Source organism: Flavobacterium reichenbachii, assembly GCF_002217435.1.
In the GTDB taxonomy this organism is placed as follows: domain Bacteria; phylum Bacteroidota; class Bacteroidia; order Flavobacteriales; family Flavobacteriaceae; genus Flavobacterium; species Flavobacterium reichenbachii.
In genome coordinates this window covers 51414-66267 of sequence record NZ_MUHF01000030.1, presented here as the reverse complement: position 1 = coordinate 66267, position 14854 = coordinate 51414, and the positions used below count along the sequence as shown (strand labels likewise).

Sequence of the window (14854 nt, the reverse complement as noted above, 5' to 3'; positions counted from 1 at the left end):
TCAAACTAAATTGAAGTGCTAATTACAAAACTTTTCAGGTTTAAATAAAAAATCGGAACGGGTTACGGGTATAAATCCTAAAAACTTTTATAAATGAGTAATCAGCCCCGATAAAAATCGGGACTGATAACTTCCTAATACTTATTATTCTTCTAAACGAATGTCAAGTCCAAGACCTTTTAATTCATGCATTAATACATTGAATGATTCAGGTAATCCTGGTTCTGGCATAGACTCACCCTTAACGATAGCTTCGTAAGTTTTAGCTCTACCAATAACGTCATCTGACTTAACTGTTAAGATTTCACGAAGTGTACTTGATGCTCCATAAGCCTCAAGTGCCCAAACCTCCATCTCTCCAAAACGCTGACCTCCAAATTGAGCTTTACCTCCAAGTGGTTGTTGCGTAATTAATGAGTATGGTCCGATAGAACGTGCGTGCATCTTATCATCAACCATGTGTCCTAATTTAAGCATGTAAATTACACCCACAGTCGCTGCTTGATGGAAACGCTCTCCAGTACCACCATCATAAAGGTGTGTATGTCCGAAACGTGGTACTCCAGCTTCATCAGTTAATTCATTAATTTGATCTAAAGAAGCACCGTCAAAAATTGGAGTAGCGAATTTTCTACCCAAGTTCATACCAGCCCATCCAAGAACAGTTTCATAAATCTGACCAATGTTCATACGTGAAGGTACCCCAAGTGGATTCAATACGATATCTACTGGTGTTCCGTCTTCAAGGAAAGGCATATCTTCATGACGAACGATTCTTGCAACAATACCTTTGTTACCGTGACGTCCAGCCATTTTATCCCCTACTTTCAGTTTACGTTTTTTAGCGATATAAATTTTCGCTAATTTCAAGATTCCAGATGGTAATTCATCTCCAACTGTAATAGTGAATTTTTCTCTTCTTAAAGATCCTTGTAAGTCGTTCAGCTTAATTTTATAGTTATGAATTAAATCATTCACCATTTTATTTGTAGCATCATCAGCAACCCATTGACCTTTGCTTAAGTGAGCAAAATCTTCTACTGCGTAAAGCATTTTTTGAGTATATTTTTTACCTTTTGGTAAAACTTCTTCACCCAAATCATTCATTACACCTTGAGATGTTTTTCCGTTAACGATCAGGAATAATTTCTCAACCAATCTGTCTTTTAATTCAACAAATTTAGTTTCGAACTCCATTTCTAAAGCGCCTAAAGCATCTTTATCCTGAGTACGTTTACGTTTATCTTTTACGGCTCTTGCAAATAATTTTTTATCAAGAACTACACCGTGTAAAGATGGAGAAGCTTTTAATGAAGCATCTTTTACATCACCTGCTTTATCCCCGAAGATTGCACGAAGCAATTTCTCTTCCGGAGTAGGATCTGATTCTCCTTTTGGTGTAATTTTTCCGATTAGAATGTCGCCAGGTTTAACCTCTGCTCCAATTCTGATCATACCGTTTTCATCTAAATCTTTAGTAGCTTCTTCAGAAACGTTAGGAATATCGTTTGTTAACTCTTCATTTCCTAACTTAGTATCTCTAACCTCTAATGAATAATCATCAACGTGGATAGAAGTAAAAATATCATCACGAACTACTTTTTCAGAAATTACAATCGCATCCTCAAAGTTATACCCTTTCCATGGCATGAACGCAACTTTTAGGTTTCTACCTAAAGCTAATTCTCCATTTTGAGTAGCATATCCTTCTGATAATACTTGTCCCGGAATAACTCTATCACCTTTTCTTACGATAGGTTTCAAGTTAATACTAGTACCTTGATTGGTTTTTCTAAATTTAATTAAGTTGTATGTTTTCTCATCAGCATCAAAACTAACCATTCTCTCGTCTTCCGTACGATCGTATTTAATAGTAATAATGTTAGCATCAACATACTCAACAGTTCCATGCCCTTCAGCATTGATTAATACTCTTGAATCTGAAGCTACCTGACGCTCTAAACCTGTACCAACAATCGGAGCTTCAGGACGGATCAAAGGAACCGCCTGACGCATCATGTTAGATCCCATCAACGCACGGTTCGCATCATCATGCTCCAAGAAAGGAATCAATGAAGCAGAAATCGAAGCGATCTGGTTAGGAGCAACGTCTGTATAATGAACTACAGATGGTTCAACAACCGGGAAGTCACCTTCCTCACGAGCAATAACATTGCTAGCTGTAATTTTACCAGTTTCATCCATTTCAATGTTTGCCTGAGCAATCATTTTACCTTCTTCTTCTTCAGCACTTAAGTAAATTGGAGTACTCTCTAAATCAACTACACCATTAGTTACTTTACGGTATGGAGTTTCAATGAATCCCATTCCGTTCACTTTTGCATAAACACCAAGAGATGAAATCAAACCAATGTTTGGTCCCTCAGGAGTTTCAATCGGACATAAACGACCATAGTGTGTATAGTGAACGTCACGAACCTCAAAACCAGCTCTCTCTCTCGAAAGTCCACCTGGTCCAAGTGCAGAAAGTCTTCTTTTGTGCGTAATCTCAGCCAATGGATTCGTTTGATCCATAAATTGAGATAACTGGTTAGTACCAAAGAAAGAGTTGATAACCGATGATAATGTTTTAGCATTAATCAAATCGATTGGTGTAAACACCTCGTTATCTCTAACGTTCATTCTCTCACGAATAGTTCTAGCCATACGTGCTAAACCAACACCGAATTGTTGAGACAATTGTTCTCCAACTGTTCTAACACGACGGTTTGATAAGTGATCAATATCATCAATCTCTGCTTTAGAGTTGATCAATTCGATCAAATATTTTACAATGGTAATGATATCTTCTTTGGTAAGCACTTGCTTTTCCATTGGGATATCTAAACCAAGTTTTTTGTTCATTCTGTAACGACCAACTTCACCTAAATTATAACGTTGATCAGAGAAGAACAATTTATCGATAATACCACGAGCAGTTTCTTCATCAGGCGGTTCTGCATTACGCAATTGTCTGTAAATATGCTCAACAGCTTCTTTTTCAGAGTTTGTTGGATCTTTTTGTAATGTATTGTGGATAATAGCATAATCTGCTTGATTATTATCCTCTTTATGTAACAAAATAGATTTAACGTTAGAATCGATAATCTCTTCAACATTATCTTTGTCGATAATTGTATCACGATCAAGGATGATTTCGTTACGTTCGATAGAAACTACCTCACCGGTATCTTCATCAACGAAATCCTCGTGCCATGTGTTCAATACACGTGCAGCAAGTCTTCTTCCAATATATTTTTTAATACCAGTTTTAGAAACTTTAATTTCTTCAGCAAGGTCAAAGATTTCAAGGATATCCTTATCTCTTTCAAAACCAATTGCACGGAATAAAGTTGTAACAGGTAATTTTTTCTTTCTATCGATATAAGCATACATTACGCTGTTGATATCTGTAGAAAATTCTATCCAAGAACCTTTAAAAGGAATTACTCTGGCAGAATAAAGTTTTGTTCCATTTGCGTGGAATGATTGACCAAAGAAAACCCCAGGAGAACGGTGTAGTTGAGATACTACCACACGCTCAGCACCATTGATAACAAAAGTACCGCTTGGAGTCATATAAGGTATTGTTCCAAGATAAACATCTTGTACAATAGTTTCAAAATCTTCATGTTCTGGATCTGTACAGTATAGTTTTAACCTGGCTTTTAAAGGCACACTATAAGTAAGACCTCTCTCTATACATTCTTGAATTGTATAACGCGGTGGATCAACAAAATAATCAAGGAACTCCAATACAAAGTTATTTCTTGTATCTGTAATTGGAAAGTTTTCCATGAAGGTATTGTACAATCCTTCGTTGCCTCTTTCATCAGATTTAGTTTCTAATTGAAAAAAATCTTTAAAAGATTTAACCTGAACATCTAGAAAATCCGGATAGTCAGGAATATTTTTTGTAGAGGCAAAATTCAATCTTTCAGTCTGATTTGTTATCATCAATGGACAAAATTTTGATTAAAAAAAAGTAATTTTTTGTGTAAAACACACTGTTTAATCTATACTTTCTTATTATAATCAATACATCTTTAAAAATAAACCGATAAAATCTGTTCAATTTTTTTTCTTCGTATTGATCAAAAACTTTTTCGTATTTTAAACTATTTGATAATAAAACTTGATCTATTTTATTATACGAAAAATGGTTTAGGCCTTTGAGTGTTAACTCAGGACCTAAACCTAGTTCTTAAAACCGAGTAAACTTATTTAAGTTCAACTACAGCTCCAGCTTCTTCTAATGATTTTTTAAGACCTTCAGCCTCTTCTTTAGAAACACCTTCTTTAACGTTGCTTGGAGCTCCGTCAACTACATCTTTAGCTTCTTTCAAACCTAAACCTGTAAGTTCTTTAACTAATTTTACAACTGCTAATTTAGAAGCACCAGCCTCTTTTAATACAACTGTAAATTCAGTTTGTGCTTCTTCAGCAGCACCTTCTCCACCACCAGCAGCAACTACTACAGCTGCAGCAGCAGGCTCGATACCATACTCGTCTTTTAATATTGTTGCTAATTCGTTAACTTCTTTAACTGTTAAGTTAACTAATTGTTCTGCGAATTGTTTCAAATCTGCCATTTTTTCTATCGTTTAAAATGATTTGTAAAATTATAATTTATTTGTGTGTGCGAATTTAATAATACAAAAGACACTGGTCTTTAATATTATGCTTCTTCTGACTCCTCGCCAGCGAATTTGTTCTGAAGAGCAGAAATAATTCTTTGAGCTGGAGATTGTAACAATCCGATAAGCTCTCCAAGAAGTTCTTCTTTAGATTTAATAGTTGCTAATGCATCTAATTGGTTATCTCCAATGTATATTTCAGAATTGATGTAAGCTCCTTTTAAAACTGGTTTATCAGATTTCTTACGGAAATCTTTGATAATTTTTCCAGGTGCGTTAGCAACATCAGAAATAAATATAGCACTATTACCACTTAAAACTGTAGGTAAATCACCATAATCATTAGCAGAAGCTTCCATTGCTTTTGCAAGCAAAGTGTTCTTTACAACTTCTAATTTGATTCCTGCTTTAAAGCAAGCTCTACGTAAGTTTGAAGTTGTTTCTGCGTTTAAACCAGAAATATCAGATACATAAATGATATTTGTACCAGCTAACTGCGCAGTTAAATTTTCAATCGCGATTGATTTTTCTTCTCTAGTCATACTAAAAATTTTTAACTACCAATTATACTGCTTTTGGGTCTAATGCAATAGCAGGACTCATAGTGCTTGTAAGGTGGATACCTTTAATGTATGTACCTTTAGCAGCAGTTGGTTTAAGTTTTATTAATGTTTGAATAATTTCGTGTGCGTTGTCAACAATTTGCTCAGCTCCAAAAGAAACTTTACCAATTCCTGCGTGCACGATACCAGTTTTATCAACTTTAAAGTCAATTTTACCAGCTTTAACCTCTTGAACAGCTTTTGCAACATCCATAGTTACAGTACCTGTTTTAGGGTTTGGCATTAAACCTCTAGGTCCTAAAATACGACCTAATGGACCTAATTTACCCATAACAGCTGGCATTGTGATGATAACATCAACATCTGTCCAACCATCTTTAATTTTTTGTAAATAATCGTCAAGACCTACATAATCAGCCCCAGCCTCTTTAGCTTCCGCTTCTTTATCTGGAGTAACCAATGCTAATACTTTAACGTCTTTACCTGTTCCGTGAGGTAATGTTACAACACCTCTAACCATTTGATTCGCTTTTCTTGGATCAACACCCAAACGAACTGCGATATCAACAGACTCATCAAATTTTGCAGAAGCAACAACTTTCAATAATGCCGCAGCATCTTTAAGAGAGTATAATTTGTTCTTTTCAATTTTTGAAGCAGCCTCTTTTTGCTTTTTTGTTAATTTTGCCATGTCTTTTTCTTAATTAAAAAGGAGCATCTCCTGATACGGTTATACCCATAGATCTAGCTGTTCCTGCAACCATACTCATTGCTTTTTCTACTGTAAAAGCATTTAAGTCAGGCATTTTGTCTTCAGCAATAGCTCTAATTTGTTCCCAAGTAACACTAGCTACTTTTTTACGATTAGGCTCACCAGAACCAGATTTTAGCTTTGCAGCTTCCATTAACTGAACTGCTGCTGGAGGAGTCTTAACAACAAAATCGAATGATTTGTCTTTGTACACAGTGATTTGCACTGGACAAATTTTGCCAGGTTTATCTTGAGTTCTAGCATTAAACTGCTTACAGAACTCCATGATGTTTACCCCAGCAGCTCCTAAAGCAGGTCCAACCGGTGGCGACGGATTCGCAGCACCTCCCTTAACTTGTAGTTTAACTACCTTACTAATTTCTTTAGCCATTTTTAAAAAATTTAACACTGCAATCTATGGAAGCGATTACAATGGTTATTATATATGTAACAAAAAATTATACTTTTTCAACTTGCATAAAACTTAGCTCTAGTGGAGTTTTTCTTCCGAAAATCTTAACCATTACTTCTAGTTTACGCTTTTCTTCATTAATTTTTTCAACTGTACCATTGAATCCATTAAATGGACCATCTATAACCTTCACAGTTTCTCCTAAATTGAATGGAATAGCACGAGTATCTGTATTTACAGCCAACTCATCTACTTTTCCTAACATACGATTCACCTCAGAAAGTCTTAACGGAACAGGCTCACCACCTTTAATCTCACCTAAAAAACCAATTACACTAGTAATAGACTTAATAATATGAGGTATCTCACCAACTAAATTAGCTTCGATCATAACATATCCAGGGAAATAAACTTTATCCTTAGACATTTTTTTCCCTTCTTTTACAGTAACCACTTTTTCAGTAGGCACTAAAACCTGGGAAACATAATCACCCATACCTAATCTGGCAATCTCAGTTTCGATATAAGCTTTGACTTTATTTTCTTGTCCGCTTACAGCTCTAACCACATACCATTTCTTCACATTATTATCTGCCATGACAAAAAAATTTACGCTTTTAACCAGTTAAAAAATCCAGCTAAAGCTTTTGCAAAAAATTCGTCTACTCCCCATGTTGCCAAAGCAAATAGAATCGAAAATACAGCTACAACAATTGTCAATTTTTGTACTTCAGCCCAAGCTGGCCAAGTAACATTTGACTTTAACTCTTCGAAAGCCTCTGATAAATAATTAGTAACTTTTGTCATTTGATAAATTTTTTATTGCACGGGCGGAGGGATTCGAACCCCCATCAACGGTTTTGGAGACCGCTATTCTACCCTTGAACTACGCCCGTAATTAAAAGCCAGTGATTTCAGTTAAGAAAATCAACTGGCTTTATATAATTTTTATAGGATTATCCTACGATTTCAGTCACCTGACCTGCACCTACAGTTCTACCACCTTCACGGATAGCAAAACGTAAACCTACGCTCATTGCGATTGGGCTTAATAAAGCAACATTGATAGTCAAGTTATCTCCTGGCATTACCATCTCTACTCCTTCTGGTAAAGTAATAACTCCTGTTACGTCAGTTGTACGTACGTAGAACTGTGGACGGTAGTTATTATGGAATGGAGTATGACGTCCACCTTCTTCTTTTTTCAAGATATAAACCTCTGCTTTGAAAGTAGCGTGTGGTTTTACTGATCCTGGCTTAATGATAACCATTCCTCTTTTGATAGATTCTTTATCAATACCTCTTAACAATAAACCTACGTTATCTCCAGCTTCACCTCTATCAAGGATTTTACGGAACATCTCAACTCCTGTAATAGTAGAAGTCAATTTATCAGCTCCCATACCAATAATTTCAACTGGATCTCCTGTATTAGCAATACCTGTTTCGATACGACCTGTAGCAACAGTTCCACGACCAGTAATTGTAAATACATCTTCAACCGGCATCAAGAATGGTTTAGCTACGTCACGCACTGGCTCTTCGATCCAAGCATCAACAGCTGCCATTAATTCAATGATTTTTGGTACCCAAGTAGGATCATTATTCAATCCTCCTAAAGCAGAACCTTGAACTACAGGACCATTATCTCCATCATATTCGTAGAAAGATAATAAATCTCTAATTTCCATTTCAACAAGCTCTAACAATTCAGCATCATCAACCATATCCACTTTGTTCATAAAAACAACGATTCTTGGAATACCAACTTGACGACCTAAAAGGATGTGCTCACGAGTTTGCGGCATTGGACCATCTGTAGCAGCAACTACTAAGATAGCTCCGTCCATTTGAGCAGCACCAGTAACCATGTTCTTTACGTAATCCGCGTGACCTGGACAGTCAACGTGAGCGTAGTGACGGTTAGCTGTTTCATACTCTACGTGTGATGTATTAATAGTAATACCTCTTTCTTTCTCCTCTGGAGCGTTATCGATTTGATCAAACGATTTTGCTTGACAGTAACCAGCATCAGACAATACTTTTGTAATTGCTGCAGTTAATGTAGTTTTTCCGTGATCCACGTGTCCAATTGTACCTATGTTTAAGTGCGGTTTGGAACGATTAAAATTCTCCTTTGCCATTTTACTTAATTTTTAATCTTAGTTATATATTAATTTTCAATTTCCTACTTACTTGAGCCAATGTCGGGAATTGAACCCGAGACCTCTTCCTTACCAAGGAAGCACTCTACCCCTGAGCTACACCGGCAGAGCTTTTAATTTTAGAATCCAGATTTCTGATTTAGATTAATAACAAAAAGCGAATTAAATTCAAATATTTTTATAAATCTAAATTCTGAAATCACTAATCTAAAATCAAAATTGTGGGGAGAGCAGGATTCGAACCTGCGAAGTTCACACAGCAGATTTACAGTCTGCCCTCGTTGGCCGCTTGAGTATCTCCCCATTTTTTAATCAATAATTGCATGAACAATTTCAAATCGCATTTGAAATATTTAGAGCCGGCGGAGGGACTCGAACCCACGACCTGCTGATTACAAATCAGCTGCTCTAGCCAACTGAGCTACGCTGGCAATTACATTAAAAAAGTCCGCTATTTCTAACGGACTGCAAATGTAGCTATTTTATCTTTGAATCAAAACATTTTTTTAAAAAAATTTCAATTAAATATGTGCTCTAATTTTTTCTTTCCTTTTTACTAATAAACGTTCTAACGATTCAGCTGAAAGTTCTACCGCCTCCTCAAATGTTTTACACTGTTTTTTAACCAAAAAATCATCCCCAGGAACATTAATTTTTATCTCTACCGCCTTATTCTCTTTATCACTTGTTCTTTCAACTTTCAAAAAAACATCTGCCGAGACAACACGATCGTAGTATTTTTCTAATTTATCCATTCTTTCCTGAATAAAATCCACCAACTTTCTGTCAACAGTGAAGTTAACCGCATGAACATCTACCTTCATAATATAAATTTTAGGGTTTAACATTTCAGAATTATCACTTATTCCTCGGATGCGCATCTTTATATACCTTTTTAAGTTCTGCCAAACTATTATGAGTATACACTTGAGTTGATGCTAAACTAGAATGTCCTAATAATTCTTTAACTGAATTTAAATCTGCTCCGTTATTTAACAAGTGAGTCGCAAAAGTATGCCGAAGCACATGAGGACTTTTTTTTACTTTCTCAGAGACCCTACTAAAGTATGAATTTATTAATCGATACACAAAAGATTCATTCAATTTTAACCCTTTTTTTGAAATAAAGAAATACTCATCATCAACAATTTCCAAAACAGAAGCTCTTACTTCTAAATACAAATTGAACTGCTCCCTTACAACAGGCAAAACAGGAATAATACGTTCTTTATTTCTTTTACCCAAAACCTTAATCACACCAGAAGACAAATCAACATTACGAATCATCAGACCTATTAATTCTGCTCTTCGTATTCCAGTAGTATAAAATATTTCAACAATCAACTTATCTCTTATTTCTTCAAAACCTACAGGATCACCAACACTTTCAATTAAATCCGTCAGCTCTTTTTCAGAAAACGGAATTTGAACAATTTTAGGAGTCTTTAAAGCCTTATGCTTTAACATTGGACTCACTTCTATCTGTTTTGTTTTTAGAAGAAATTTATAAAACGCCTTTAAAGAGGCCATTTTTCTGTTTACAGAGACATTAGCAACTTCCTGATCTACCAAAGACACAATCCAGCTTCTAATTTGACTGTAATTAACTCTATCAATACTCTCTTGCTCAAACTGAGTCTTATTAAACAATTCGAAAGACTCTATATCAGCCAAATATGCATTGATAGTATGAATGGAATATTTTTTTTCCAAGAGAAGATAATTACGAAATGCTTCTTTATTCGACTCCATAAGACTTAATTACACAGAAACAGGGTTTACAAACTCTACTTATAAGATTTAGCAATTTCAAAATTAAGCATAAAAAAACCGTTAGTATCAAAATTTTTGATAACTAACGGTAATTATTTTTACAAAGCTTAATATTAACTTTCTAAACTGTCTCTCAAGTTTTGAATGTAAGCAGCTTTTTGAATTTGAGCTCTTTTGATTACAGAAGGCTTAATAAAAGCAGTACGTGCTCTTAGTTGACGAACAGTTCCTGTTTTATCAAATTTTCTTTTATAGCGCTTTAATGCTCTATCGATATTTTCTCCGTCTTTAATTGGTATAATTAACATAATATTGACACCTCCTCTCGTTAAGGGTGCAAAAGTAAATATTAATTTTGAATTACAAGTTACAAATGCTGAATTATTTTAAAAGAAAATAAAATATAGTAATAGGTAAAGATTTTCGTAAAATCTTTTGCTCTTTACTCTTTTAGCAAATTCCTAGAAATTACTAATTTTTGTATTTCTGTAGTTCCTTCTCCAATAGTACATAATTTAGAATCTCTATAAAACTTCTCTACAGGGAAATCTTTAGTGTAGCCATAACCTCCGTGAATTTGAACTGCTTCATTTGCTACTCTAACGCAAACTTCTGAAGCATACATTTTCGCCATTGCTCCGCTTGTGGTAACGGGTTTATGTTGTTGTTTTAAAAAGGCTGCTTTATGCAGTAACAATTCCGAAGCTTCTATTTCGGTTGCCATATCGGCTAATTTAAACGAGATTCCTTGAAAACTACTTATTGGCTGTCCAAATTGATGTCTTTCTTTAGAATACTTTAAAGCCGCTTCGTAGGCACCTTTTGCTATTCCTAACGATAAAGCGCCAATTGAAATTCGCCCTCCGTCCAAAATTTTCATTGCCTGAACAAATCCCTGGCCAACTTCACCCAATCTATTGGCATCTGGTACGCGACAGCCGTCAAAAACCAATTCTGCGGTTTCGCTCGCACGCATTCCCAGTTTATTTTCTTTTTTTCCAGACGAAAATCCCTTCATTCCTTTCTCAAAAACAAAAGCGGTCATTCCTTTAGAATCTCCTTTTTCTCCTGTACGAACAATTACAACTGCTATATCTCCAGAAACTGCATGCGTGATAAAATTCTTAGCTCCATTTACAATCCAAAAATCACCATCTTTAACAGCTGTTGTATTCATACCACCCGCATCAGAACCTGTATTATGCTCCGTTAAACCCCAAGCTCCAATATATTCCGCAGAAGCTAATTTTGGAAGCCATTTTTTCTTTTGTTCTTCATTACCAAAAGTTAGAATATGATTGGTACATAACGAATTATGAGCCGCAACAGATAAACCAATTGAAGGATCTACTTTTGAAATTTCTTCTATAACAGTGATATATTCGTGGTAACCTAATCCAGATCCGCCGTATTCTTCTGGCACTAAAACCCCCATAAAACCCATTTGACCCAATTCTTTAAAAAGGGGAATCGGAAAAATCTGCTCTTCGTCCCACTCCATTATATGGGGTCTTATGTTTTTTTCAGCGAAGTCCTTTATAGATTGAGCAATCATAGACTGCGTTTCATTATAATCAAAATTCATCGTTTACTTTTTTTTTAGAACTCCAAATATAAACTAATTATTTTTGCTTTTTCAACAGGAAAACCTTTAATTTTTGACAATTCCTCAATATTTTTAAAATCCCCATTCATACTTCTATAAGTTATGATCTGTTTTGCCAAACCATATTTAAAATAATAAAACTGAGATAATTCTTTTAAAGACGCATCGTTTATTGCTATTTTCTTAAAATTCGGAACTTCATAAATCTTAAAATGTGCATTGAGTTCATAAATAACTTCAGGAGAGAGTCCCCAAACTTCACTTAATTGTTCCATTGAAACATATCCACCTAAAATTTCTTTCTGTTTTAATATACGCTGCGAAAGGGCTTCACCTATACCAAAAATTTTAATCAGATCAGCCTCTGTTGCTTGATTTATATCTATTAATATAATTTTTTCTTTTTTTACGAAAGACTCATTTTTGTACTTCTTATATTCCTTGTATTCTTTTTTATTACCGGAAGTTTCATCCTTATTATTAATCCAATCCGGAAATTTAAATAAAGGAGAAATCGCTTTTAATAATGAATCAGAAATATTGGTCACTTTCTGAAATTCCACCGCAGAATTTACATATTTATTTTGTTTACGAAAGGCCAGCAGACGATCGATTTCCTGAACAGACATACCGAGCTTATATCCTTTATAATCAGTAATGAAATTTGGATTAAAAGTATAGACTTTACGTATTTCATTCTTTTTTAATGATTTTGACGCATCTATTTCAGACTGCAAGGCAATCCATTGTGATTCTTCAGGAAAATATTTTTCAGGAAGCACAAAATCACTAAAAAGATAAATCAGCTGCAAAACTATTATTACCAAAAACAATAAAAAAACGCCAGTTCGCTGTTGTTTTGTAAAATTAAAATATGATGTAAACCCTTTAAAGCTCATTCCTTTGCACTATAATGAATATTATTTAAAAATATAAATTAAAGAAAAAATCTAATATTATTAGGAAAAATAGTAAAAAATATAAATTTTGAAAGATTACTTATTCTATTATCAAATGGGAATTAAATTAATGAATCTCAACAACTAAGAAAGCTTTATTGAGAGTTGTGCAAAAAAATTAAATATTTTATAACTTAAAACAACATAATTGTTTTTATTATTTGTAAAAAGCGATACATTTGGGACTTAATAACAATAAACCAATATAATAGTATGTCAATTTGGAAAACTAAACCACTTTCGGTATTGCTTGGTGAAGCATCCGAATCTGAAAAAGGACTAAAAAGAACCTTATCTTCACGTTCGCTTGTTGCACTTGGAGTTGGAGCAATTATTGGAGCGGGACTATTTTCGCTAACCGGAATTGCCGCTGCTGACCATGCAGGTCCTGCAGTTACAATTTCTTTCATTTTAGCTGCTGTAGGCTGCGCATTTGCAGGTCTATGTTATGCTGAATTTGCTTCAATGATACCCGTTGCCGGTAGTGCTTACACTTATTCTTATGCCACAATGGGGGAATTTATGGCTTGGATTATCGGTTGGGATTTAGTTTTAGAATATGCATTAGGAGCCGCAACTGTCGGCGTAAGCTGGTCTCGGTACCTTTTAGAACTGCTTGCTAAGTTTAATATACACCTGCCTCCCGATTTAATTTGCTCTCCTTGGGAAACCTTAACATTAAGTAATGGCACCGTGATAGAAGGAGGAATTATAAACTTACCTGCAATATTTATTGTTTCCTTATTGTCTTTATTATTAATTAAAGGAACAAAAGAATCAGCAACGATTAACAATATATTAGTAGTGGTAAAAGTTGCCGTTGTTATTATATTTATTGTACTGGGATGGAAATTTATTGATCCTACTAATTATGTTCCTTATATCCCTGAAAATACTGGTGTATTTGGAAAATTTGGATGGTCAGGAATTGCTGCTGGAGCTGGTACTGTATTTTTTGCTTTTATTGGTTTTGATGCGGTTTCTACTGCTGCACAAGAAGCTAAAAATCCACAAAAAGGAATGCCAATCGGTATTTTAGGATCACTAGTTATCTGTACACTTTTATATGTTTTATTCTCTCACGTAATGACGGGACTTGTTCCTTATTATAAATTTGCTGGAGATGCAAAACCTGCTGCTACTGCTTTTGCAGTAACAGGATACGACTTTTTACAAACTGGTCTAATAATAGCCATTTTAGCTGGATATACTTCTGTAATGTTAGTAATGCTTATGGGACAAAGCCGTGTGTTTTATACAATGAGTAAAGACGGTTTACTGCCTTCATTTTTTAGTGAGATTCACTCAAAATTCCGTACACCTTGGAAAACAAATCTTTTCTTCTTAGTATTTGTAAGCTTATTTGCCGGACTTGTACCTGTTAGTGATTTAGGACACATGGTAAGTATCGGAACTTTATTGGCATTTGTATTGGTTTGTATAGGTGTAATGGTAATGCGTAAAAAAATGCCAGATGTGCCAAGAGCTTTTAAAACTCCTTGGGTTCCTTTTGTACCGGTTGCCGGTATTGTGATTTGTTTGGCTTTAATGTATTCTTTACCAAACGAAAGCTGGGCAAGACTTGTAATTTGGATGGCTTTAGGTATTCTTATTTATTTTGTTTACGGAAAGAAAAACAGTAAACTAAACAATCCGGAAAAGTAATATTTCAATCATAAAATAAGAAAGGATTATAGAGTAAATTACTTTATAATCCTTTTTTTATGTTTTAAAAGTATTTCTATAGATCGAAAACAGAAGTACGCTTCGCCCTAATTAAATCTTTTAGACGAATCCAAAATGCTAATGTCAGATACACTCCAAATCCTAAACCTGCAGTGACAAACGAAATATAAATAAAAAACAATCTTACACTAGTAACACGCATTCCTAATTTATCTGCTAAACGAGATGAAACATGAAATCCGTATTTTTCAAGAAAGAATTTAAGTTTTAAAATGGCTGACATTTTCTATTATATTTATTTT

Annotated in this window: 15 protein-coding genes and 4 tRNA genes; 1 reads left to right on the top strand and 18 read right to left on the bottom strand. The window is 34.6% G+C overall.

Going from position 1 to position 14854, the window contains the following annotated elements; translation table 11 throughout:
• Positions 1–144: 144 nt before the first annotated feature.
• The 17 genes from rpoB to B0A68_RS21545 form a co-directional block, all read right to left on the bottom strand.
• Complete coding sequence (gene rpoB, locus B0A68_RS21625; RefSeq protein ID WP_035684940.1) at positions 145–3957, bottom strand: DNA-directed RNA polymerase subunit beta; 3813 nt, start codon at positions 3955–3957, stop codon at positions 145–147.
• 263 nt (positions 3958–4220) lie between these two features.
• A complete protein-coding gene (gene rplL, locus B0A68_RS21620; protein ID WP_007807437.1) occupies positions 4221–4592 on the bottom strand; it encodes a 50S ribosomal protein L7/L12 in 372 nt (123 codons plus the stop codon).
• An 86-nt stretch (positions 4593–4678) separates the two neighbouring features.
• The gene (gene rplJ, locus B0A68_RS21615; RefSeq protein WP_035684943.1) at positions 4679–5179 is read right to left on the bottom strand and encodes a 50S ribosomal protein L10; all 501 of its coding nucleotides are present in this window, start codon (positions 5177–5179) and stop codon (positions 4679–4681) included.
• A gap of 22 nt (positions 5180–5201) precedes the next feature.
• A complete protein-coding gene (gene rplA, locus B0A68_RS21610; RefSeq protein ID WP_035619180.1) occupies positions 5202–5891 on the bottom strand; it encodes a 50S ribosomal protein L1 in 690 nt (229 codons plus the stop codon).
• Between the two features lie 13 nt (positions 5892–5904).
• Positions 5905–6342, bottom strand: a complete 438-nt coding sequence (gene rplK / locus B0A68_RS21605) for a 50S ribosomal protein L11 (RefSeq protein WP_026713295.1) — start codon at positions 6340–6342, stop codon at positions 5905–5907.
• Positions 6343–6409: 67 nt separating this feature from the next.
• Positions 6410–6961: a transcription termination/antitermination protein NusG gene (gene nusG / locus B0A68_RS21600; protein WP_029273444.1), complete on the bottom strand. Its 552-nt coding sequence runs from the start codon at positions 6959–6961 to the stop codon at positions 6410–6412.
• Positions 6962–6972: 11 nt separating this feature from the next.
• Positions 6973–7170: a preprotein translocase subunit SecE gene (gene secE / locus B0A68_RS21595; RefSeq protein ID WP_035684955.1), complete on the bottom strand. Its 198-nt coding sequence runs from the start codon at positions 7168–7170 to the stop codon at positions 6973–6975.
• Positions 7171–7188: 18 nt separating this feature from the next.
• Positions 7189–7259: transfer RNA gene (locus B0A68_RS21590), tRNA-Trp, on the bottom strand.
• A 60-nt stretch (positions 7260–7319) separates the two neighbouring features.
• Positions 7320–8507 (bottom strand): elongation factor Tu, encoded by a 1188-nt coding sequence (tuf, locus tag B0A68_RS21585; RefSeq protein ID WP_035684958.1) that lies wholly within the window; start codon positions 8505–8507, stop codon positions 7320–7322.
• A gap of 55 nt (positions 8508–8562) precedes the next feature.
• A tRNA-Thr gene (locus B0A68_RS21580) sits at positions 8563–8634 on the bottom strand.
• 116 nt (positions 8635–8750) lie between these two features.
• Positions 8751–8831 (bottom strand) — tRNA-Tyr (locus B0A68_RS21575).
• 54 nt (positions 8832–8885) lie between these two features.
• A tRNA-Thr gene (locus tag B0A68_RS21570) sits at positions 8886–8959 on the bottom strand.
• A gap of 90 nt (positions 8960–9049) precedes the next feature.
• A complete protein-coding gene (gene hpf / locus B0A68_RS21565; RefSeq protein WP_017496722.1) occupies positions 9050–9352 on the bottom strand; it encodes a ribosome hibernation-promoting factor, HPF/YfiA family in 303 nt (100 codons plus the stop codon).
• A gap of 34 nt (positions 9353–9386) precedes the next feature.
• Positions 9387–10280, bottom strand: coding sequence for a tyrosine-type recombinase/integrase (locus B0A68_RS21560; protein WP_035684967.1), 894 nt, complete (start codon positions 10278–10280; stop codon positions 9387–9389).
• A 134-nt stretch (positions 10281–10414) separates the two neighbouring features.
• The gene (rpsU, locus tag B0A68_RS21555; RefSeq protein ID WP_035684969.1) at positions 10415–10609 is read right to left on the bottom strand and encodes a 30S ribosomal protein S21; all 195 of its coding nucleotides are present in this window, start codon (positions 10607–10609) and stop codon (positions 10415–10417) included.
• 134 nt (positions 10610–10743) lie between these two features.
• Positions 10744–11886 carry an acyl-CoA dehydrogenase family protein gene (locus tag B0A68_RS21550; protein ID WP_035684971.1) on the bottom strand — a complete coding sequence of 381 codons (1143 nt, stop codon included), beginning with the start codon at positions 11884–11886 and terminating at the stop codon, positions 10744–10746.
• 14 nt (positions 11887–11900) lie between these two features.
• Positions 11901–12689, bottom strand: a complete 789-nt coding sequence (locus B0A68_RS21545; RefSeq protein ID WP_316930980.1) for a ComEA family DNA-binding protein — start codon at positions 12687–12689, stop codon at positions 11901–11903.
• A 390-nt stretch (positions 12690–13079) separates the two neighbouring features.
• On the opposite strand from B0A68_RS21545, the gene B0A68_RS21540 reads away from it, so the two are divergent.
• Positions 13080–14531 carry an amino acid permease gene (locus tag B0A68_RS21540; RefSeq protein ID WP_035684975.1) on the top strand — a complete coding sequence of 484 codons (1452 nt, stop codon included), beginning with the start codon at positions 13080–13082 and terminating at the stop codon, positions 14529–14531.
• Between the two features lie 76 nt (positions 14532–14607).
• Here B0A68_RS21540 and B0A68_RS21535 read toward each other — a convergent pair whose 3' ends face one another.
• Positions 14608–14835, bottom strand: coding sequence for a PspC family transcriptional regulator (locus B0A68_RS21535; RefSeq protein WP_035684977.1), 228 nt, complete (start codon positions 14833–14835; stop codon positions 14608–14610).
• Between the last annotated feature and the right edge of the window lie 19 nt (positions 14836–14854).